Source organism: Streptomyces sp. L500 (assembly GCF_054551825.1).
Map to the genome: position 1 here is coordinate 66,156 of NZ_JBTOLC010000005.1, position 18,676 is coordinate 84,831.

Genomic DNA, 18,676 nt, shown 5'->3' on the forward strand with positions numbered 1-18,676 from the left:
TCGAGCGGTTCTTCCGTGGCCTTCGCCGCCATGACGTACGGCGAGGAAGGAATGTGACAAGCGAGCGAAAAAAGGCCGTCGGCCGCGCCTTCCCGAAGGGGAAGGCGCGGCCGACGGCCTGTGCTGTGTCGCGGTGGTTCTTAGATGTCGAAGTACATCTCGAACTCGTGCGGGTGCGGGCGCAGCTGGATCGGGGCGATCTCGTTGGTGCGCTTGTAGTCGATCCAGGTCTCGATCAGGTCGGAGGTGAAGACGCCGCCGGCCTGGAGGTACTCGTTGTCCTGCTCCAGGGCCTCGAGGACGGCCGGGAGGGAGGTCGGGACCTGGGGGACGTTCGCGTGCTCGTCGGGGGCGAGCTCGTAGAGGTCCTTGTCGATCGGCTCGGCCGGCTCGATCTTGTTCTTGACGCCGTCGAGGCCGGCCAGGAGGAGGGCCGAGAAGGCGAGGTAGGGGTTCGAGGACGGGTCCGGGGCGCGGAACTCGACGCGCTTGGCCTTCGGGTTGGAGCCCGTGATCGGGATGCGCATCGCGGCGGAGCGGTTGCGCTGCGAGTAGACCAGGTTGACCGGGGCCTCGAAGCCGGGGACCAGGCGGTGGTAGGAGTTCACCGTGGGGTTGGTGAAGGCCAGCAGCGACGGGGCGTGCTTGAGGATGCCGCCGATGTAGTAGCGGGCGGTGTCCGAGAGGCCCGCGTAGCCCTGCTCGTCGTAGAAGAGGGGCACGCCGCCCTGCCACAGGGACTGGTGGACGTGCATGCCGGAGCCGTTGTCACCGAAGATCGGCTTGGGCATGAAGGTCGCGGTCTTGCCGTTGCGCCAGGCGACGTTCTTCACGATGTACTTGAAGAGCATCAGGTCGTCGGCGGCGGCGAGCAGCGTGTTGAACTTGTAGTTGATCTCCGCCTGGCCGGCGGTGCCGACCTCGTGGTGCTGGCGCTCGACCTGCAGGCCGGCCTTGTCCAGCTCCAGGGAGATCTCGGCGCGCAGGTCGGCGAAGTGGTCGACCGGCGGGGCCGGGAAGTAGCCGCCCTTGTAGCGGACCTTGTAGCCGCGGTTGTCCTCCAGCGCACCGGTGTTCCAGGCGCCCGCCTCGGAGTCGATGTGGTAGAAGGACTGGTTCGCGCTGGTCTCGAAGCGGACGCTGTCGAAGACGTAGAACTCGGCCTCGGGGCCGAAGTACGCGGTGTCCGCGATGCCGGTGGAGGCGAGGTAGGCCTCGGCCTTCTTGGCGATGTTGCGCGGGTCGCGGCTGTACTGCTCACCCGTGATCGGGTCGTGGATGAAGAAGTTGATGTTCAGCGTCTTGTCGCGGCGGAACGGGTCCATACGGGCCGTGGAGAGGTCCGCGCGCAGCGCCATGTCCGACTCGTGGATGGCCTGGAAGCCGCGGATCGAGGAGCCGTCGAAGGCCAGCTCCTCGTCGGGGTCGAACACCGAGGCAGGGATCGTGAAGTGCTGCATCACGCCCGGCAGGTCGCAGAAGCGGACGTCGACGAACTTGACGTCCTCATCCGAGATGAACTTCTTGGCCTCGTCGGCGTTCTGGAACATCCAAGTCCTCCTAGCCCGGCCGCTCGCGGTCGGGGATTGCTTCGGTGGCGCGTGTACCGCATGGACGCGCTGCCGCCGACCCTAGAGAGACGGGATTTCTCAAGGATGACCCATCTGTTTCGCCGAGGTTAACCGGTCTGGTGGCGGTCTTGTGGGGTACGCCGGGTAGCGGGCGCCGTTCCGGGCCCGCTCCGGGGCCCGGGAGCGGGGACCCGGGACCCGGGAAACGTATGCGGGCCCAGTACCGTGGACGGGTGGACAACAGGCAAGCAATCGGATCATGGCTCTCCGGGCCCCGCGCGGCCGCGGAGGACATGGGCATCGAATTCGGCCACCGGGGTGAGCGCCTCGGCCTGCCGGCGAGCGGGCCGGGCTCCGTCGCCCCGATCGGGCGGCGGTTCGGCGCCCTGGTCATCGACTGGGCGCTGTGCATGCTCATCGCCTACGCGTTCCTCGCCCAGGGGAACCAGCAGCGCGCCGGCAACTGGGCCCTGCTGATCTTCCTCGTGCTCAGCCTGCTCACCGTCGGCACGGTCGGCTGCACCCCCGGCAAGCGCCTCCTCGGGCTGCGCGTCATCTCCGAGGACGGCACGCGGCTGCCCCTGCCCCGGGTGCTGCTGCGCAGCGTGCTGCTCCTGCTCGTCATCCCCGCCGTCATCTGGGACCGCGACACGCGTGGTCTGCACGACCGGCTCGCCCGGGCCGTTCAAGTTCGGATCTGATCAAGTTCGGATCTGAAACGCATACGAATTCGGATCTGAAACACATACGAACGGGGGCGGCCGGAACCTTTCGGTTCCGGCCGCCCCCGTTCGTATGCGGTCGTATCTGTGCGGTCAGCGGCCCTTCGGCATCCGCATGCCCTTGCCCGGGATCGGGCCCTTCGGGATCGGCATGTTGCTCATGAGGTCGCCCAGCGCCCGGAGACGGTCGTTGACGGCCGTCACCTTCGCGCCCGGCAGCACGCGCGGCAGCTTGAGCAGGGTGGTGTGCAGCTTCTTCAGCGACACCTGGCCCTCGCCCTCGCCCACGACGATGTCGTGCACCGGCACGTCGCCGACGATGCGCGACATGCGCTTCTTCTCGGCGGCCAGCAGGGCCTTCACCCGGTTCGGGTTGCCCTCGCCGACCAGCACGATGCCCGCCTTGCCGACGGCCCGGTGGACGACGTCCTGGCTGCGGTTCATCGCGACCGCGGGCGTCGTCGTCCAGCCGCCGCGGCGGATGTTCTCCAGGACCGCTGCGGCGGCTCCCGGCTGGCCCTCCATCTGCCCGAAGGCAGCGCGCTCGGCGCGGCGTCCGAAGACGATCGCCATCGCGAGGAAGGCCAGCAGGAAGCCGAGGATGCCCAGGTAGACCGGGTGGTCGAGCCAGAAGCCGATGGCAAGGAGTACACCGAAGGTGACAATGCCCACAGCCGCGACGACAAGACCGACCTTCGAGTCGACCTTCTTGGTCATCTTGTAGGTCTGGGCGATCTGCTTCAGTCGCCCGGGGTTCTCGGATGTTTCCTTCCTCGCCATACGGCGCAGTTTACGTCGCCCGCGGGCCGGGGGCCGCCACGGCCTCCAGCACGTGCTGGGCCTCCCGCCGGTCCTTGGCGCGGCGGCGGTCCTCCAGCACGGCGGTCCACGCGTTGCGCCGTGCGGTGCGCTGGCCACCGCGCATCAGCAGCCGTTCCAGCGCGCGCAGGGCCCCGGTGACGGACGGGGGCCGTACGGAGAGCGTGGACGGCAGAGCGGAGGAGGCGCGTGTGGCGGTCGCCAAGACTGCGTTACCGGGCGCGGCCTGCATGTCGATGTCCCCTCGGGAGCGGAAGAATTCGGTTGCGTGGAGGGTGTCGCACTGCTGTGCGTGGTTCCATCGTCACCGAATGGTGTTACCAACGCATGACCTCTTGGTCAAACACCTATGAAACGTTGACGCGGCCCGTACCGTTCGCTTGCTTTCGCAAGGAACGGTACGGGCCGCGTCAGGGTCCGCTGCAGGGGCCGAACGGGTCGGCCGGCGGGCCGGGCGGGCCGGGCCGCCCGGGTCAGACCGCCTGGGTCGAGGCGGCCGCCTCGCGCTTCTCCGTGCTGTTGGTCGCGCTCCGCCTCGCTTCCGCTGCGGCCGGGTGCCCGCCCTCGTACCTCGGTCGGACCCCCGACCTACGCTTCAGCTCGGCTACGCCGCTCGATCGCCTGCTGGTGGAGGCGACCCGCCCGGTACGAGGAGCGGACGAGCGGGCCCGACATGACACCCGCGAAGCCGATCTCCTCGGCCTCCTCCTTGAGCTCCACGAACTCCTGCGGCTTCACCCAGCGCTCCACCGGGTGGTGGCGCACCGACGGGCGCAGGTACTGGGTGATCGTGATCAGATCGCAGCCCGCGTCGTGGAGGTCCTGGAGGGCCTCGCTGATCTCCTCGCGGGTCTCGCCCATGCCGAGGATCAGGTTGGACTTCGTCACCAGGCCGTAGTCGCGCGCGTCGGTGATGACCTTGAGCGAACGCTCGTAGCGGAAGCCCGGGCGGATGCGCTTGAAGATCCGCGGGACGGTCTCCACGTTGTGGGCGAAGACCTCGGGGCGGGACTCGAAGACCTGCTGGAGCAGCTCCGGCACCGCGTTGAAGTCGGGCGCGAGCAGCTCGACCTTGGTGTGGCCCGCCTCGCGGCCCGCGGTCTGCGCGTGGATCTGGCGCACGGTCTCGGCGTACAGCCAGGCGCCGCCGTCCTCGAGGTCGTCGCGGGCGACGCCGGTGATCGTGGCGTAGTTCAGGTCCATCGCGACCACGGACTCGCCCACGCGACGGGGCTCGTCGCGGTCGAGCGCCTGCGGCTTGCCGGTGTCGATCTGGCAGAAGTCACAGCGCCGGGTGCACTGGTCGCCGCCGATGAGGAACGTGGCCTCGCGGTCCTCCCAGCACTCGTAGATGTTGGGGCAGCCGGCTTCCTGGCACACCGTGTGCAGGCCCTCGCGCTTCACCAGGCCATGGAGCTCTTTGTACTCCGGGCCCATCTTCGCGCGGGTCTTGATCCACTCGGGCTTCCGCTCGATGGGGGTCTGGGCGTTCCGGACCTCCAAGCGCAGCATCTTGCGTCCGTCGGGTGCGACAGCGGACACGTCCGGCTCCCTATGACTTCGATTCCTCGGCGGACACCAGGGTACGCCCGTTATTTCCTGTGCTCTTCATTCTGCGCCCTGGGTAACCGATGGATCCCGGTGCGCATTCCCCGCCTCGCGGTCGGCTCGGCGGGTTCGGTTCCTCGGCGGGCTCGGTTCCGTTCAGCCCGCCGCGGCCGGTTCCACGGCCCGGGGGCTCGGGGCCTCCTCCGTCAGGACCTCCCGCAGGTGCTTCTCCACCAGCGGCACCACCTCGGCCACCGGTACCCGGCGGCCCAGCTCGTTCGACAGGGACGTCACGCCCGCGTCCCGGATGCCGCACGGGACGATCCGGTCGAACCAGGTGTTGTCGGGATCACAGTTGATCGCGAAGCCGTGCATCGTGACGCCCTTGGCGATCCGGATGCCGATCGCCGCCAGCTTGCGGTCCTCGCGGCGCTGGCCCGCGTTGGACGGGGCGTACTCCGGGCCGTTGAGGCGGGGGTCGAACTCCTCGTCCGTCAGCCGGGGGTCGAAGTCCAGGCTCAGGCCGCCGATGGCCGGGCGCCGCTCCACGGGGTCGCCCAGCACCCAGACGCCGCTGCGGCCCTCGACCCGGGTCGTCTCCAGGCCGAGCTCGGCGCAGGCGCGGATCAGGGCCTCCTCCAGGCGGCGGACGTGCGCGATGACGTCCACCGGGCGGGGCAGCTTGAGGATCGGGTAGCCGACGAGCTGACCGGGGCCATGCCAGGTGATCTTGCCGCCGCGGTCCACGTCGACGACCGGGGTGCCGTCCAGGGGGCGCTCGCTGTCCTCCGTGCGCCGTCCGGCCGTGTAGACCGCCGGGTGCTCCAGCAGCAGACAGGTGTCGGGGATCTCGTCCGCGAAGCGGGCCGCGTGGACCTCGCGCTGCTTCTGCCAGGCCTGCTGGTATTCGACCGCGTCCGCACCGAAGCCCAGATGGACAAAGCGCAGCTCACTCACGGCAGCTCCTCCTCGAACCGGTTCCGAACCCGTTCCGGCCCGGTCTGGTGGTCTTGAGGGCGGCCCGCCGCGTGCCGTCGCGCCTCGCACGCCCGTGCCCACTGTACGACCGCGACCGGCGGACCCCGCAGTCGGCCGGAGTCCGGACGATCTTCCCCCGGGCGGCCCCGGGGGGCTCGGGGGCCTCTTCCCGGGTATTCGGCCTGTCCTCACACGATCGGATGAATGCGGGGCGAAGGCGGCTTTCGGGGCGAGGAAGACCGCTAAGTTCACGCCGTTCCAGGAACAAAAGATCAGGGAGACCGGCAGGCTGATGACGGAACGACCCCCACAGCGCATCCCCAACCGTCAACTCGCCGCGCTCATCGCGGAGGCCGGCTTTTCCAATGCGGGCCTGGCCCGCCGTGTAGATCAGCTGGGGCTCGAACACGGCCTCGACCTGCGCTACGACAAAACGTCCGTCACGCGGTGGCTGCGCGGACAGCAGCCGCGCGGGACCACGCCCGCGCTGATCGCCGAGGTGTTCACCCGGCGGCTCGGGCGGCGGCTGTCCGCCCAGGACCTCGGGCTGGACGCGTGCGCGCCCGTGTACGCCGGGCTGGAGTTCGCCGCCTCGCCGGAGGAGGCCATCGACATCGTCAGCGGGCTCTGGCGCAAGGACTCCGGGAGCCACACCGAACTACGGAAGATCGCGTTCACCCCGGCCGGGCTCGTGGTGCCGAGCCGCGACTGGCTGATCGGGCGCGCGGATGAACGGGTGGCGCGCGGCATGAGCCCCGCGCCCTCCGGAGAGGGCGCGCGCCTGCCGCTCCAGGCGCGCGGCGGGCAGCTGCCGCGCCAGCGGGCCGCGGAGCGCGCTCCCGGGGGGCGGGTGTCCATGGGCGACATCGCGGCCCTGCGTTCGGTGGGCGAGCTCTTCCGCACGATCGACCACGCCTACGGGGGCGGGCACGCCCGGCAGGCGCTGGTGCGGTACCTCGAGCACGAGACCGAGCCCATGCTGCGGGGCACCTATGGGGAGACCACCGGGCGGCGGCTTTTCGCCGCTGCCGCCGATCTCACCCGGCTGGCCGGGTGGACCTCCTACGACATCGCCGCCCACGGGCTCGCGCAGCGGTACTACGTCCAGGCGCTGCGGCTCGCCCAGGCGGCCGGGGACCGGGCGTACGGGAGCTATGTGCTCGTGACCATGAGCCGGCAGGCCGTCTATCTCGGGCACGGGCGCGAGGCCGTGCAGCTGGCGCGGGTCGCTCAGCAGGGGGTCGGGTCCGGGGCGCCGCCCGTCGTGCAGTCGCTGCTGCACGCGGTGGAGGCGCGGGGGCACGGGGTGCTCGGCGAGGTACGGGCGTGCTCGGCCTCGCTGGCACGGGCGGAACGGGCCCTGGAGAGCTCGCGGACGGGCGACGACGTGCCGTACTGGGTGCGGTTCTTCGACGAGGCGCAGTTGGCGGACGAATTCGCGCACTGCCACCGCGATCTGCAGCAGTACCGCGCTGCCGCGCAGCACGCGGAGCGGTCGCTGCAGTTGCGGTCGCCCGCGTACGCGCGGTCGCGGCTGTTCTGCCGGGTGGTGCTGGCGTCGGCGCGGCTGGGGCTGGGCGAGCTGGAACAGGCGTGCGCGCTGGGGGTGGAGGCGGCGCAGGCGGCGGCGGAGATGCGGTCGGTGCGGGCGCTGGAGTACGTGCGGGACTTCGAGAGGCGGCTGGAGCCCTATCGGGACGCGGCGCCGGTGCGGGGGTACCGGGAGAAGGTGGCCGGGCTGGTCTGACCTGCTCGTCGGAGGTGGGGTGGGCGAACCCGCGCCGAAGGCGCGGGCACCCCCACCGGCGGGCAGCCGGGGACGGCTACGCCGCTCGTAGGGCGGGGGTGCCGTGGCCGGGGCGGATGCCCAGGTCGCGGAGGACCGCCTGGGCGGCGCGGCGCCCGGAGAAGAGGGCGCCCTGGACCGTGCTGGTGTCGCGGTGGTCGCCGCAGACGTAGAGCCCCGAGAGCAGCCGGACCTGGCGGCGGACGTCGTGGGGGGCCGGCATGGCCGGGACCGCGTCCGGGTCGTGGTGGGCGCCGACGAGGCGCCAGGACGACGTCGACGCGCCGTAGACGTGGGCCAGCTGCTCGCGGGCCAGCCGGTCCAGTTCGGCCGTAGGCCGCGCCGCCGACGGGCCCAGGACCGTCGAGGTGATCAGTGTGCGGCCCAGCGGCGCGCGGTCCGGGTCGACCTCGCTGGCGACCGTGGTGTGGGCCACCGGCCCCCGGCACGTCCCGGTGAGGATCAGCGAGGCGTCGCGCAGGGGCGGTTCGTCGGCCGTGTGGTGGAGGACCGTCACCGGGTGGAAATCGGGGAGCCGGAGGCCGGGGATCAGTTCGGCCGCCGCCCTCGCGCCCGTCGCCACGATGACGGAGCGGCAGGTGAACGTGCCGTGCCCGGCCGTGCCCACGGACGTCGTGCCGACGGAGACGGCCTCCACCCCCGTGCGGACCGTGCCGGGCGGGAGCTGGGCGGCCATCAGTTCGGGGATGACGCCGGAGCCCCCGGCGGGCAGGCAGAGCCGGCCGCGCGCGTAGCCGCGCAGCACCAGGTCGGCGCAGCGGCTGGACGTGGTGAGGTCCGGGTCGGAGAGCAGGGACGTCAGCAGGGGGCGCAGGAAGCCCTCCACCGTGCGGGTCGGCAGGCCCCGGGAGGTGAGGGTCGCCGACGTGGGACGGTCCGGCCGGGCCAGCATCCGGTCGATGGGCAGCGCGGCCAGGCGGGCCAGTGCCGCGCCGAGCCGCGCTTGATCGAGGCCGGCGCTCCGCGACGCGCGGGCCGCCGCGAAGGCGCGGGCGGTGGTGAAGGCGCGCTTGGCGCCGCGGAGTTCGCCGGTGCGGTGGTTGCGTCCGTCGGCGTGGACCAGCACCCCGGGGGTGAAGGGGCGCAGCTTGAGCGCCTCCAGGCCCGGGGTGCGGATCAGCTCGGGGAAGGAGGTGTTGAGCAGCTGGCCGGAGCGGTCCAGCAGGAACCCGTCGGCCTTGTCGGTCGTCATGCGGCCGCCGGTGCGGTGGGCCGTCTCCAGGACGGTGACCGTCACCCCCGCGGCGGTGAGCTGTTGAGCCGCGGAGAGGCCGGCCAGGCCGGCTCCCACGATGACGACGTCAGCGTGGTGTGCGGTGTGGCGTGCGCTGTCGAGCACGTGCCCTCCCGGGGTCGGTCCGCTCGCTGGGGGCCTGATGCCCCCAACGGGCGGCGGCAATGCGCGAGTTCGCCTCGACCGTAGAGAGAAATCCGGTCAATAACAGTCGCGCACGGGGCGAGCACGGTCGCACGGCGGTCGCACGGACGGGGTTCTTGAAGCTTGGAGCGGATGCGTCAGCTGTCGGTCAGCGCCGCGCGTACGGCGCTCTCGACGTCCGGGCAGGCGAAGCGGAAGCCGGAGCCCAGCAGCCGGGTGGGCAGGGCACGGCAGCTGGCCAGCACTTCCGTGGCCATCTCGCCCAGGGCAAGCCTGAGCGCCGGAGCGGGCGCGGGCAGCAGTGCCGGACGCTTCAGCGCGCGCCCCACCGCCTCGGTCACCTCCCGGTTGGTGGCCGGGTGGGGCGCCGTGAGGTTCACCGGGCCGGAGACGTCCGCGTCCAGGAGGTGACGCAGGGCCGCGACGTGGTCCCGCAGGGCGATGAAGCTCCAGTACTGGTGGCCGTCGCCGAGCCGGCCGCCGAGGCCCGCCCGGAACAGCGGGAACAACTTCGCCGCCGCCCCGCCGTGCCGGGAGAGGACGATCCCGGTGCGCAGCAGGACCGTCCGCACGCCCGCTTCCGTCGCCGTGCCCGCGGCGGCCTCCCAGTCCCGGCAGACCTCGGCGAGGAAACCGCTGCCGGGCGGGCTGTCCTCGTTCACCGGACGGTCGCCCGTGTCGCCGTAGAAGCCGATCGCGCTGCCCGAGAGGAACACGCGGGGCGGGGTGGCGAGGGAGGCCAGCGCCTCGGCGAGCGCCCCCGTGCCGTGCACCCTGCTGTCGCGGATCTCCTTCTTGTACGCGGCGGTCCAGCGGTGCGCCGCCACCCCGGCGCCCGCCAGGTGGACGACGGCCTCGCAGCCGGACAGTTTCGCGGGGTCGACAAACTGGCGGCCGGGGTCCCACTCGGCCTCCCCGGGGCCCCGGGGAGCGCGGCGCACGAGCCGCACCACCTCATGGCCGTCCTGTTCCAGCGAACGGGTCAGCGCCGAGCCGATGAGGCCGGTCGACCCGGTGATCGCGACGCGCATCGTCACTCCCGGAAGCGGTCCCAGAGGGCGGGGAAGCGTTCGGCCAGCACGGCTTCGTCCTCCAGGTCGAAGGGGGCGCCCACCGGTTCGGGGGGCTGGGGCGGCAGGCCCAGGTCCGGCGTCTCCGCGCCGGTCAGCTGCTCGTACGCCTCGTCCGCAGCGTAGCCGAGGCTCTCGCCGTCCCCGTCGACCTCGTCGTCGAAGTCGTCCAGGAGCTCCGCCAGGCTGTCCGGATCGTGCACCGCGCCCTCGAAGACCTCCCGGCCCTGGCCGATCAGCCAGCACCGGAAGTAGTCGAACACGTCGTCGCTCGCCCCGTCGAGGAGGACGGCGGCGGCCCCCCACAGGTCCCAGAGGTAGGCGCGGTTGTAGCGCGCCTCGAAGTGCCGGGCGAAGTCCAGCACGGCGTCCGGGTCGAGCTGCGTCAGTCTCTCGACCAGGAGGTCGGCCTGTTCCTCGGCGTCCCCGTCGGCGGCCTGACGAGTGCTGTCCATCAACTCCCAGAACTCGGTCTCGTCCATCACGGCTCCAGCATCGGTCCTGCCGGGGGGCCACGCACCCGGAGGGGCTCGGATGCGGCCGTGTTGTTATCGGGGAGTACCGGGGAGGGTGATGCCGCGATGCGATATGTCCTTCGGATACCCGACATAAGGTGTCCGGTTTCGGTGCGAACGTCATGTCCGTCGCACGGAACGAGTGAGAGGACATGTTGTCGTGACTGCAGCGGAGAGCGCCGTTCGTCCCCTTGACGGCAAGGTGGCGCTGGTCGCCGGGGCCACCCGGGGCGCGGGGCGGGCCATGGCCGTGGAGCTGGGGCGCGCCGGCGCCGTCGTCTACGCGACCGGGCGCACCACCCGCGAGCGGCGCAGCGAGGTGGGCCGGCCCGAGACCATCGAGGAGACGGCGGAGCTGGTGACGGCGGCGGGCGGCACGGGCATCGCCGTGCCGGTCGACCACCTGGAGCCGGAGCGGGTACGGGCGCTGGTCGAACGCATCGACAGGGACCACGGGCGGTTGGACGTGCTCGTCAACGACGTCTGGGGCGGGGACCACCTGCTCGAGTTCGACAAGAAGGTGTGGGAGGTCAAGCTGGAGGACGGCCTCCGCATGCTCCGCCTCTCCCTCGACGCCCACGCCATCACCAGCCACTTCGCCGTCCCGCTGCTGATCCGGCGGCCCGGGGGACTGCTCGTGGAGATCACCGATGGCACGGAGGAGTCCAACCGGGCCTACCGGGGCAATCTCTTCTTCGACCTCGCCAAGTACGGCCCGATCCGGATGGCCTTCGGGCTCGCCCAGGAACTGAAGGAGTACGGCGGCACGGCGCTCTGCCTGACGCCGGGCTTCTTGCGGTCGGAGGAGATGCTCGACTACTTCGGCGTCACGGAGGGGACGTGGCGGGACGCGATCGGGAAGGAGCCGCATTTCGCGATCGCGGAGTCGCCGGTGTTCATCGGCCGGGCGCTCGCGGCGGTGGCTTCCGACCCGGAACGGGCCCGTTGGAACGGGCGGTCCGTTTCGAGTGGGGAGCTGGCGAAGGTGTACGGGTTCACTGACGTGGACGGGTCGCGGCCGGATTGCGACGGGTACTTTCGGGATGTGGTCTTCGGGGGAGTGACCGCGTCCGCGGAGGACTACCGGTAGGGCACGGCTGGCTTCAGGGTGCCCCCGGTGGGGGTGCCCGCGCCTTCGGCGCGGGTTCTACCCCACCCGCCCGCCCGATTGCCCGGCATGGATCGTTCAGCCAGGGGGCTGGGGTGGCGTAAGGGCCCGTCCGCCCCACCCCGCCCCCTGCCTACAGATAAGCCGCCGCCATACGCGCCGCCGCCTCCGCGAAGCGGGCCCGTAGGGGAGGCGGCCCCAGCACCTCCACCTCCGGCCCCAGCGCCAGCAGCTGCGCGTACGCCACCTCCAAGGACTCCACCGAAAGCGTCACGGTGGCGGCGCCCCCCGCCAGCGCCTCCTCCGCCGCTCGCCGGTCCGTGACGTGTGGCAGCAGCCGCGCCCCCTCCGCCGTCAGCCGCACCTCCACCCGGTCGCGCAGGATCGAGCGCGCGAACTCCGCCGCCCGCTCCTCCCAGAAGGCCGGCAGGTCGAAGGACTCGGACCGCTGGAAGCGGGCCTCCCCGACCGCCACGGCCGTGAAGCGGTCCACCCGGTAGACCCGGAAGTCATCCTCGACACGCGCCGCCACGTACCAGACCCCCGCCTTGAGGACCAACCCATAAGGCTCCAGGTCCCGCTCCACCTCCTCCCCGTCCCGCCGCGCGTAGCGGGCCGTCACGCGGCGGTCGTCCCAGACGGCGTCGGCGACGGCGGGCAGCAGTTCGGGCGGGTCGCCGGAGCGCCACCAGGCGGGGGCGTCCAGATGAAAGCGCTGGGCCGCGCTCACCGGCGCGTCGCTGAGCTCGGGGACGAGCGCGGCGGCGACCTTGAGGCGCGCGGCGGACGCGGCGTCCGCCAGCCCCATGTCGCGCAGGGCGGCCGGCACGCCGGAGAGGAAGAGGGCCTCGGCCTCGGCCCGGCCCAGGCCGGTGAGCCGGGTGCGGTAGCCGCCGACGAGGCGGTAGCCCCCCGCCCGGCCGCGGTCCGCGTACACGGGCACCCCGGCCTCGGAGAGCGCGGTGACGTCCCGGGCGACCGTGCGCTCGGAGACCTCCAGCTCGCGCGCCAGTTCACCGCCGGTCATCGACGGGCGGGACTGAAGGAGCAGGACAAGCTTGATCAGACGGGCCGCACGCATGCGCCCATCATGCCGGGGCGCGACGACAGGAACCCGCGTGCCAGCCAGGGCAGCGGATTGAGCGCGCGAGGTCCTGTCGTCACCCCTGAGCCGTACCGCGACACAGGACAGGGCGGCGCGGTGCGACTCCAGCGGAGACGATACGCCTTTGATCGATGATCGATCAATCCCTCCCGGCCAAGTCCGGGCCAAGAAGATCAGATCTGCGGCGCGCAGCTCAGCACATGCCGCTTCAGCAGCTCCCCGATGCCCGGATCCCGCTCCCGGAACGCCCGGACGATCGCAGCGTGGTCCTCCGCGTGGGCCCGCGGCTCCGGGCTCAGCCAGCGGATCGACAGGGTCGTCCACACCTCGATGCCCAGGGACTCCCAGGTGTGGAGCAGCACGGAGTTCCCGGAGGCCCGGACGATCTCGCGGTGGAAGGCCACGGTGTGCCGCGCCTGGGCCTCGCTGTCGTGCGCGAGGTCGGCCGTCCGCAGGGCGGCCACCTCGGCCTCCAGCCCCGAGACGTCCTCGGCGAGGGCGCCGGCCGCGAGCTCGGCGGCCACCGCCTCCAGGCCGGCCCGGACGGGATAGCTCTCCTTGAGGTCGGCGGCCGTCAGATCCCGCACCCGTACCCCCTTGTTGGGCGCGGATTCGATCAGCCGCAGCGACTCCAGCTCCCGCAGCGCCTCGCGCACGGGAGTCTGGCTGACGAGCAGTTCGGCGGCGATCCGCCGCTCCACGATCCGCTCGCCCGGCTGCCAGCGGCCGCTGACGATCCCTTCGAGGATGTGCTCGCGGATCTGTTCGCGCAGCGAATGGACGACGGGGGGTGACATGGCTTGCTCCTCGGCGGTGGATCTGGGCCCATTATCCGGGCATGGCCGCTCATGCCGAAGGGCGCGGCCCCGGCTCGTACGGATACGAAGCCGGGGCCGCGCCCTTGGCACATGCAGCCGTGGGGGCTACCGGGATCAGAGACCGATCTCGGTCTCGAACTCGGCGGCCTCCAGGATCTGCTTGACCGCGGTCAGGTAGCGGGCGGCGTCGGCGCCGTCCACCAGACGGTGGTCGTAGGAGAGCGTCACGTACGTCATGTCGCGGACGCCGATGGTGGTGCCCTCCTCGGTCTCGATGACCACGGGGCGCTTGACCGTGGCACCGATGCCGAGGATCGCCACCTGGTTCGGCGGCACGATGACCGTGTCGAACAGCGCGCCGCGCGAGCCGGTGTTGCTGATCGTGAAGGTCGCGCCGGCCAGGTCGTCCGGGCTGATCTTGCTGGAGCGGACCTTGCCGGCCAGCTCGGCCGTCTTCTTCGCGATACCCGCGATGTTGAGGTCACCGGCACCCTTGATGACCGGGGTCATCAGGCCCTTCTCCGAGTCGACGGCGATGCCGACGTTCTCGGAGTCGAAGTAGGTGATGGTGTTCTCGTCCTCGTTGATCCGGGCGTTGATGACCGGGTGGGCCTTCAGCGCCTGGACGGCGGCCTTGACGAAGAACGGCATCGGGGAGAGCTTGACGCCCTCGCGGGCGGCGAAGCCGGCCTTGGCCTTCTCGCGCATCCGCATGATCTTGGTGATGTCCACCTCGATCACGGAGCTCAGCTGAGCCTGGCCGTGCAGCGCCTTCATCATGTTCTCGGCGATGACCTTGCGCATGCGCGGCATCTTGACCGTCTGACCGCGCAGCGGCGAGACCTCGAGGGCCGGGGCGGCCTTCGGGGCGGCAGCGGCGGGCGCGGCGGCCGGGGCCGGCGCGGCCTTGGCGGCCTCGGCGGCGGCGATGACGTCCTGCTTGCGGATGCGGCCACCGACGCCGGTGCCCGCGACGGAGCGCAGGTCGACGCCGGACTCGGCGGCGAGCTTGCGGACCAGCGGGGTGACGTAGGCGCCGTCCGTCGCCGGGGCGACAGCCGGAGCGGCCGGGGCGGCCGGAGCAACCGGCGCGGGGGCCGGAGCAGCGGCAGCCGGGGCGGCGGCCGGAGCCGGGGCGGCAGCAGCCGGAGCCGGAGCCGGGGCGGCCGGGGCAGCCGGAGCGGCAGCCGGGGCCGGAGCGGCGGCGGGAGCCGGAGCAGCGGCCGGGGCGGCGGCCGGAGCGGCCGGAGCGGCCGGAGCGGCAGCGGCGGCGGCACCAGCGGCGCCGATGACGGCGAGCTTGGCGCCGACCTCGGCGGTCTCGTCCTCGGCGACGAGGATCTCGAGCAGGACACCCGAGGTGGGGGCCGGGATCTCGGTGTCGACCTTGTCGGTCGAGACCTCGAGCAGCGGCTCGTCCTCGGTGACCTCCTCGCCGACCTCCTTCAGCCAGCGGGTGACGGTGCCCTCGGTGACCGACTCGCCCAGCGCGGGCAGGACGACGTCGGTACCGGCGGCAGCGGCGGCCGGAGCGGCGGCGGGGGCCTCGGCGGCCGGAGCCGGCGCGGCGGGGGCCTCGGCCACGGGGGCCGGGGCGGGCTCGGCGGCCGGGGCCGGAGCCTCGGCGGCGGCCGGAGCCGGGGCAGCGGCGGGGGCGCCGGTGCCATCGTCGATGACGGCCAGCTCGGAGCCGACCTCGACCGTCTCGTCCTCGGCCACCTTGATGGAGGCGAGGATGCCGGAAGCAGGGGCCGGGATCTCGGTGTCGACCTTGTCGGTGGAGACCTCGAGCAGCGGCTCGTCGGCCTCCACGCGCTCACCCTCGGCCTTCAGCCAACGGGTGACGGTGCCCTCGGTCACGCTCTCGCCGAGCGCCGGCAGGGTTACGGAAACCGCCATGATTGCGGTTGCTCCTTACGAGTAGTGCGGATGCTTGGTGCGCTCGGGACTCAGTCGTGCGAGTGCAGCGGCTTGCCGGCGAGAGCCAGGTGGGCCTCGCCCATGGCCTCGTTCTGCGTCGGGTGCGCGTGGATGAGCTGGGCGACCTCGGCGGGCAGCGCCTCCCAGTTGTAGATCAGCTGGGCTTCGCCCACCTGCTCACCCATGCGGTCGCCGACCATGTGGACGCCGACCACGGCACCGTCCCGCACCTGGACGAGCTTGATCTCGCCCGCGGTCTTCAGGATCTTGCTCTTGCCGTTGCCGGCGAGGTTGTACTTCAGGGTGACGACCTTGTCGGCGCCGTACAGCTCCTTGGCCTTCGCCTCGGTGATACCGACGGAAGCGACCTCGGGGTGGCAGTACGTGACGCGCGGCACGCCGTCGTAGTCGACCGGCACGGGGTTCTGCCCGGCCAGACGCTCCGCTACCAGGATGCCCTCGGCGAAGCCGACGTGCGCGAGCTGGAGGGTCGGGACGAGGTCACCGACGGCCGAGATGGTCGGCACGTTGGTGCGCATGTACTCGTCGACGAGGACGTAGCCGCGGTCCATGGCGACCCCGGCCTCCTCGTAGCCCAGGCCCTGGGAGACCGGGCCGCGGCCGACGGCGACGAGCAGCAGCTCGGCCTCGAAGGTCTTGCCGTTCTCCAGGGAGACCTTCACACCGTCGGCGGTGTACTCGACGCCGGAGAAGCGGGAGCCGAGCGCGAAGTTGATGCCGCGCTTGCGGAAGGCGCGCTCCAGCAGCTTGGAGCTGTTCTCGTCCTCGACCGGGACGAGGTGCGGCAGGGCCTCGACGATGGTGACGTCGGCGCCGAAGGACTTCCACGCGGAGGCGAACTCGACGCCGATGACGCCGCCGCCCAGCACGATCGCGGACTTCGGGACGCGGTCCAGGACCAGCGCGTGGTCCGAGGAGATGACGCGGTCGCCGTCGATGGTCAGGCCCGGCAGCGACTTCGGCGTGGAGCCGGTGGCCAGCAGGACGTGGCGGCCGGTGATGCGCTGGCCGTTGACGTCGACGGACGTGGGGGAGGACAGGCGGCCCTCACCGGTGATGTAGGTGACCTTGCGGGAGGCGACCAGGCCCTGCAGACCCTTGTACAGGCCCGAGATCACGTCGTCCTTGTACTTGTGGACGCCCGCGATGTCGATGCCCTCCAGGGAGGCCTTGACACCGAACTGCTCGGCCTCGCGGGCCTGGTCGGCGATCTCACCGGCGTGCAGCAGAGCCTTGGTGGGGATGCAGCCGCGGTGGAGGCAGGTGCCGCCCAGCTTGTCCTTCTCGATCAGGGCGACGTCGAGACCCAGCTGGGCTCCACGCAGGGCGGCGGCGTAACCACCGCTGCCGCCTCCGAGGATCACTAGGTCGAAAACGGTGCTGGCGTCGTTCGCCACGTCACGTCCTCCATGCATGGGTGCGCCGTCCGGTCGTCGGTGACCGGGCGGCGGCTGTCGTACGGCCGCTTTGCTTCGGCCCTGTGATGGGTGGGCCCTGTCCTGCCGGGACAACATCTTCGCACTTGTTGACGGAGGGCGGGACGCCGGGCCGGGCCTGAGTGACGACTGATGCGTCACCTTCGGGGGTTACCAGTGCGTAGAAATGTGAGTTTTCGCCCCGAGCGAACACGCGCCCGGGAGAAAACGCGAGCGCCGGGAGGAAACGCGACGCGGCCCCGGGTCATTCCCGGGGCCGCGTCGCCTCGGCCCCCGAGGGGGCCTCAGCCGAGGTCGCCGTCGGCGGTGCGCTCCGCCAGCCGGACCAGGGTGCGGACGGCCGAGCCGGTGCCGCCCTTCGGGGTGTAGCCGTAGGGGGCCTTCTCGTGGAACGCCGGGCCCGCGATGTCCAGGTGCGCCCAGGTGATGCCCTCGCCCACGAACTCCTGCAGGAACAGGCCGGCCACCAGGCCGCCGCCCATGCGCTCGCCCATGTTGGCCATGTCGGCCACCGAGGAGTCCATGGACTTGCGCAGTTCGGCGGGGAGCGGCATCGGCCACGCCTGCTCGCCGACCTCCTCGGCGATCTCGTGGATCGCGGCGCGGAAGGCGTCGTCGTTGGCCATGACACCGAAGGTCCGGTCGCCCAGGGCGAGGACCATGGCGCCGGTGAGGGTGGCGACGTCCACGATCGCGTCCGGGTTCTCCTCGGAGGCGCGGGTCAGGGCGTCGGCCAGCACCAGGCGGCCCTCGGCGTCGGTGTTCAGCACCTCGACGGTCTTGCCGCTGTACATCTTCAGCACATCGCCCGGACGGGTGGCGGTGCCGGACGGCATGTTCTCCGCGAGGGCCAGCCAGCCCGTCACGTTGACCTGAAGACCGAGCTTCGCGACGGCCACGACCGCGGCGAACACGGCGGCGGCGCCGCTCATGTCGCACTTCATGGTCTCGTTGTGGCCGGCCGGCTTCAGGGAGATGCCGCCCGAGTCGTAGGTGATGCCCTTGCCGACGAGGGCGAGGGTCTTCTCCGCCTTCGGGTGGGTGTAGGCGATGCGCACGAGGCGGGGCGGGTTGGCCGAGCCCTGGCCGACGCCCATGATGCCGCCGTAGCCGCCCTTGAGCAGCGCCTTCTCGTCCAGCACCTCGACCTTGAGACCGTGCTCCTTGGCGGCGGTCTGGGCCTCGGCCGCGAAGCTCTTGGGGAAGAGGTCGTTGGACGGGATGTTGATCAGGTCGCGGGCGCGGTTGACCTCGGCGGCCACGGCGGCGGCCCGCTCGACGGCGGCTTTGGACGCCTTGTCGCGGGGCTTGGCGCCCAGGATCGCGGCCTCGGCCAGCGGCGCGCTCTTGTCGTTCTTGGCGGCCTCCTTCTTGCCGTCCGTACCCCGGTACGACGTGAAGGAGTAAGCGCCCATGATCGCGCCCTCGCCGATGGCGGCGACGGACTCGGCGTCCTCGACGGGCAGGGCGAAGGCGGCCTTCTTGACGCCGGCCAGCGCACGGGCGGCGGTGCCGGCCGCGCGGCGCAGCGCCTCCTCGGCGAAGCCCTCGTCCTCGGCGGGCAGTTCGCCGAGGCCGACCGCCAGCACGACCGGGGCCTTCAGGCCGGACGGGGCGGGCAGCTTGGTGGCCTCGCCCTCGCCGCCGGAGGCGCCGAGGGTCTCCAGGACGGCGGCCAGCTTGCCGTCGAACGCCTGGTCCACGGCTTCGGCGCCGGGCGCGACGACGGGGCCCTTCGGGCCCTTCGCCACACCGACGACAACGGCGTCCGCGCGCAGCGTCGCCGCACTGGAAGTGCTGAGAGTCAGAGCAGTCACGGTGGTGGGTGTCCCTACTTCCGTTGAATTCTCGGCCGATAGT

General features: G+C 71.8%; 16 protein-coding genes. 3 read left to right on the forward strand and 13 right to left on the reverse strand.

Annotated elements, in window-relative coordinates:
• Positions 1-140: 140 nt before the first annotated feature.
• Positions 141-1,550: a type I glutamate--ammonia ligase gene (gene glnA / locus ACX9I7_RS07880; RefSeq protein WP_387574397.1), complete on the reverse strand. Its 1,410-nt coding sequence runs from the start codon at positions 1,548-1,550 to the stop codon at positions 141-143.
• A gap of 254 nt (positions 1,551-1,804) precedes the next feature.
• Between glnA and ACX9I7_RS07885 the strand changes: the two genes are divergently transcribed.
• Positions 1,805-2,272, forward strand: coding sequence for an RDD family protein (locus tag ACX9I7_RS07885; protein WP_126913820.1), 468 nt, complete (start codon positions 1,805-1,807; stop codon positions 2,270-2,272).
• A gap of 114 nt (positions 2,273-2,386) precedes the next feature.
• Here ACX9I7_RS07885 and ACX9I7_RS07890 read toward each other — a convergent pair whose 3' ends face one another.
• From ACX9I7_RS07890 to lipB, 4 genes are all read right to left on the reverse strand, one after another.
• Complete coding sequence (locus ACX9I7_RS07890) at positions 2,387-3,073, reverse strand: DUF4191 domain-containing protein (protein ID WP_126913819.1); 687 nt, start codon at positions 3,071-3,073, stop codon at positions 2,387-2,389.
• Positions 3,074-3,083: 10 nt separating this feature from the next.
• Positions 3,084-3,344 carry an SCO2195 family GlnR-regulated protein gene (locus ACX9I7_RS07895; RefSeq protein ID WP_229820178.1) on the reverse strand — a complete coding sequence of 87 codons (261 nt, stop codon included), beginning with the start codon at positions 3,342-3,344 and terminating at the stop codon, positions 3,084-3,086.
• A gap of 356 nt (positions 3,345-3,700) precedes the next feature.
• A complete protein-coding gene (lipA, locus tag ACX9I7_RS07900; protein ID WP_358217212.1) occupies positions 3,701-4,654 on the reverse strand; it encodes a lipoyl synthase in 954 nt (317 codons plus the stop codon).
• 162 nt (positions 4,655-4,816) lie between these two features.
• Positions 4,817-5,617 carry a lipoyl(octanoyl) transferase LipB gene (gene lipB, locus ACX9I7_RS07905; RefSeq protein ID WP_459386904.1) on the reverse strand — a complete coding sequence of 267 codons (801 nt, stop codon included), beginning with the start codon at positions 5,615-5,617 and terminating at the stop codon, positions 4,817-4,819.
• 313 nt (positions 5,618-5,930) lie between these two features.
• Here lipB and ACX9I7_RS07910 point away from each other — a divergent pair, with 313 nt between their 5' ends.
• Positions 5,931-7,385, forward strand: a complete 1,455-nt coding sequence (locus ACX9I7_RS07910; protein ID WP_387574393.1) for a regulator — start codon at positions 5,931-5,933, stop codon at positions 7,383-7,385.
• Between the two features lie 76 nt (positions 7,386-7,461).
• Here ACX9I7_RS07910 and ACX9I7_RS07915 read toward each other — a convergent pair whose 3' ends face one another.
• The 3 genes from ACX9I7_RS07915 to ACX9I7_RS07925 form a co-directional block, all read right to left on the reverse strand.
• Positions 7,462-8,784 (reverse strand): NAD(P)/FAD-dependent oxidoreductase, encoded by a 1,323-nt coding sequence (locus ACX9I7_RS07915; protein ID WP_387574391.1) that lies wholly within the window; start codon positions 8,782-8,784, stop codon positions 7,462-7,464.
• Positions 8,785-8,960: 176 nt separating this feature from the next.
• Positions 8,961-9,854 (reverse strand): TIGR01777 family oxidoreductase, encoded by an 894-nt coding sequence (locus ACX9I7_RS07920; RefSeq protein ID WP_387574389.1) that lies wholly within the window; start codon positions 9,852-9,854, stop codon positions 8,961-8,963.
• 2 nt (positions 9,855-9,856) lie between these two features.
• The gene (locus ACX9I7_RS07925) at positions 9,857-10,375 is read right to left on the reverse strand and encodes a DUF4240 domain-containing protein (protein WP_189451813.1); all 519 of its coding nucleotides are present in this window, start codon (positions 10,373-10,375) and stop codon (positions 9,857-9,859) included.
• 193 nt (positions 10,376-10,568) lie between these two features.
• On the opposite strand from ACX9I7_RS07925, the gene ACX9I7_RS07930 reads away from it, so the two are divergent.
• Entirely contained in the window at positions 10,569-11,498 is a 930-nt protein-coding gene (locus tag ACX9I7_RS07930) for an SDR family oxidoreductase (protein WP_459386905.1), read from the forward strand.
• Between the two features lie 151 nt (positions 11,499-11,649).
• Here the strand turns inward: ACX9I7_RS07930 and ACX9I7_RS07935 are convergent, their stop codons facing one another.
• The 5 genes from ACX9I7_RS07935 to ACX9I7_RS07955 form a co-directional block, all read right to left on the reverse strand.
• Positions 11,650-12,597: a helix-turn-helix transcriptional regulator gene (locus ACX9I7_RS07935; RefSeq protein WP_387574385.1), complete on the reverse strand. Its 948-nt coding sequence runs from the start codon at positions 12,595-12,597 to the stop codon at positions 11,650-11,652.
• A 197-nt stretch (positions 12,598-12,794) separates the two neighbouring features.
• A complete protein-coding gene (locus tag ACX9I7_RS07940) occupies positions 12,795-13,418 on the reverse strand; it encodes a GntR family transcriptional regulator (RefSeq protein ID WP_189451811.1) in 624 nt (207 codons plus the stop codon).
• 135 nt (positions 13,419-13,553) lie between these two features.
• On the reverse strand, positions 13,554-15,338 hold the full coding sequence (gene sucB / locus ACX9I7_RS07945) for a 2-oxoglutarate dehydrogenase, E2 component, dihydrolipoamide succinyltransferase (protein WP_459386906.1): 1,785 nt from the start codon (positions 15,336-15,338) through the stop codon (positions 13,554-13,556).
• Positions 15,339-15,388: 50 nt separating this feature from the next.
• Positions 15,389-16,777 carry a dihydrolipoyl dehydrogenase gene (gene lpdA / locus ACX9I7_RS07950; protein WP_126913808.1) on the reverse strand — a complete coding sequence of 463 codons (1,389 nt, stop codon included), beginning with the start codon at positions 16,775-16,777 and terminating at the stop codon, positions 15,389-15,391.
• A gap of 323 nt (positions 16,778-17,100) precedes the next feature.
• Complete coding sequence (locus ACX9I7_RS07955; RefSeq protein WP_387574381.1) at positions 17,101-18,633, reverse strand: leucyl aminopeptidase; 1,533 nt, start codon at positions 18,631-18,633, stop codon at positions 17,101-17,103.
• Positions 18,634-18,676: the final 43 nt, after the last annotated feature.

Excerpts from the sequence above, each read along its gene's own strand:
- glnA (WP_387574397.1), bottom strand. The coding sequence starts at position 1,550 with ATGTTCCAGAACGCCGACGAGGCCAAGAAGTTCATCTCGGATGAGGAC.
- ACX9I7_RS07890 (WP_126913819.1), bottom strand. The coding sequence starts at position 3,073 with ATGGCGAGGAAGGAAACATCCGAGAACCCCGGGCGACTGAAGCAGATC.
- ACX9I7_RS07895 (WP_229820178.1), bottom strand. The coding sequence starts at position 3,344 with ATGCAGGCCGCGCCCGGTAACGCAGTCTTGGCGACCGCCACACGCGCC.
- ACX9I7_RS07910 (WP_387574393.1), top strand. The coding sequence starts at position 5,931 with ATGACGGAACGACCCCCACAGCGCATCCCCAACCGTCAACTCGCCGCG.
- ACX9I7_RS07920 (WP_387574389.1), bottom strand. The coding sequence starts at position 9,854 with ATGCGCGTCGCGATCACCGGGTCGACCGGCCTCATCGGCTCGGCGCTG.
- ACX9I7_RS07925 (WP_189451813.1), bottom strand. The coding sequence starts at position 10,375 with ATGGACGAGACCGAGTTCTGGGAGTTGATGGACAGCACTCGTCAGGCC.
- ACX9I7_RS07935 (WP_387574385.1), bottom strand. The coding sequence starts at position 12,597 with ATGCGTGCGGCCCGTCTGATCAAGCTTGTCCTGCTCCTTCAGTCCCGC.
- ACX9I7_RS07940 (WP_189451811.1), bottom strand. The coding sequence starts at position 13,418 with ATGTCACCCCCCGTCGTCCATTCGCTGCGCGAACAGATCCGCGAGCAC.
- sucB (WP_459386906.1), bottom strand. The coding sequence starts at position 15,338 with ATGGCGGTTTCCGTAACCCTGCCGGCGCTCGGCGAGAGCGTGACCGAG.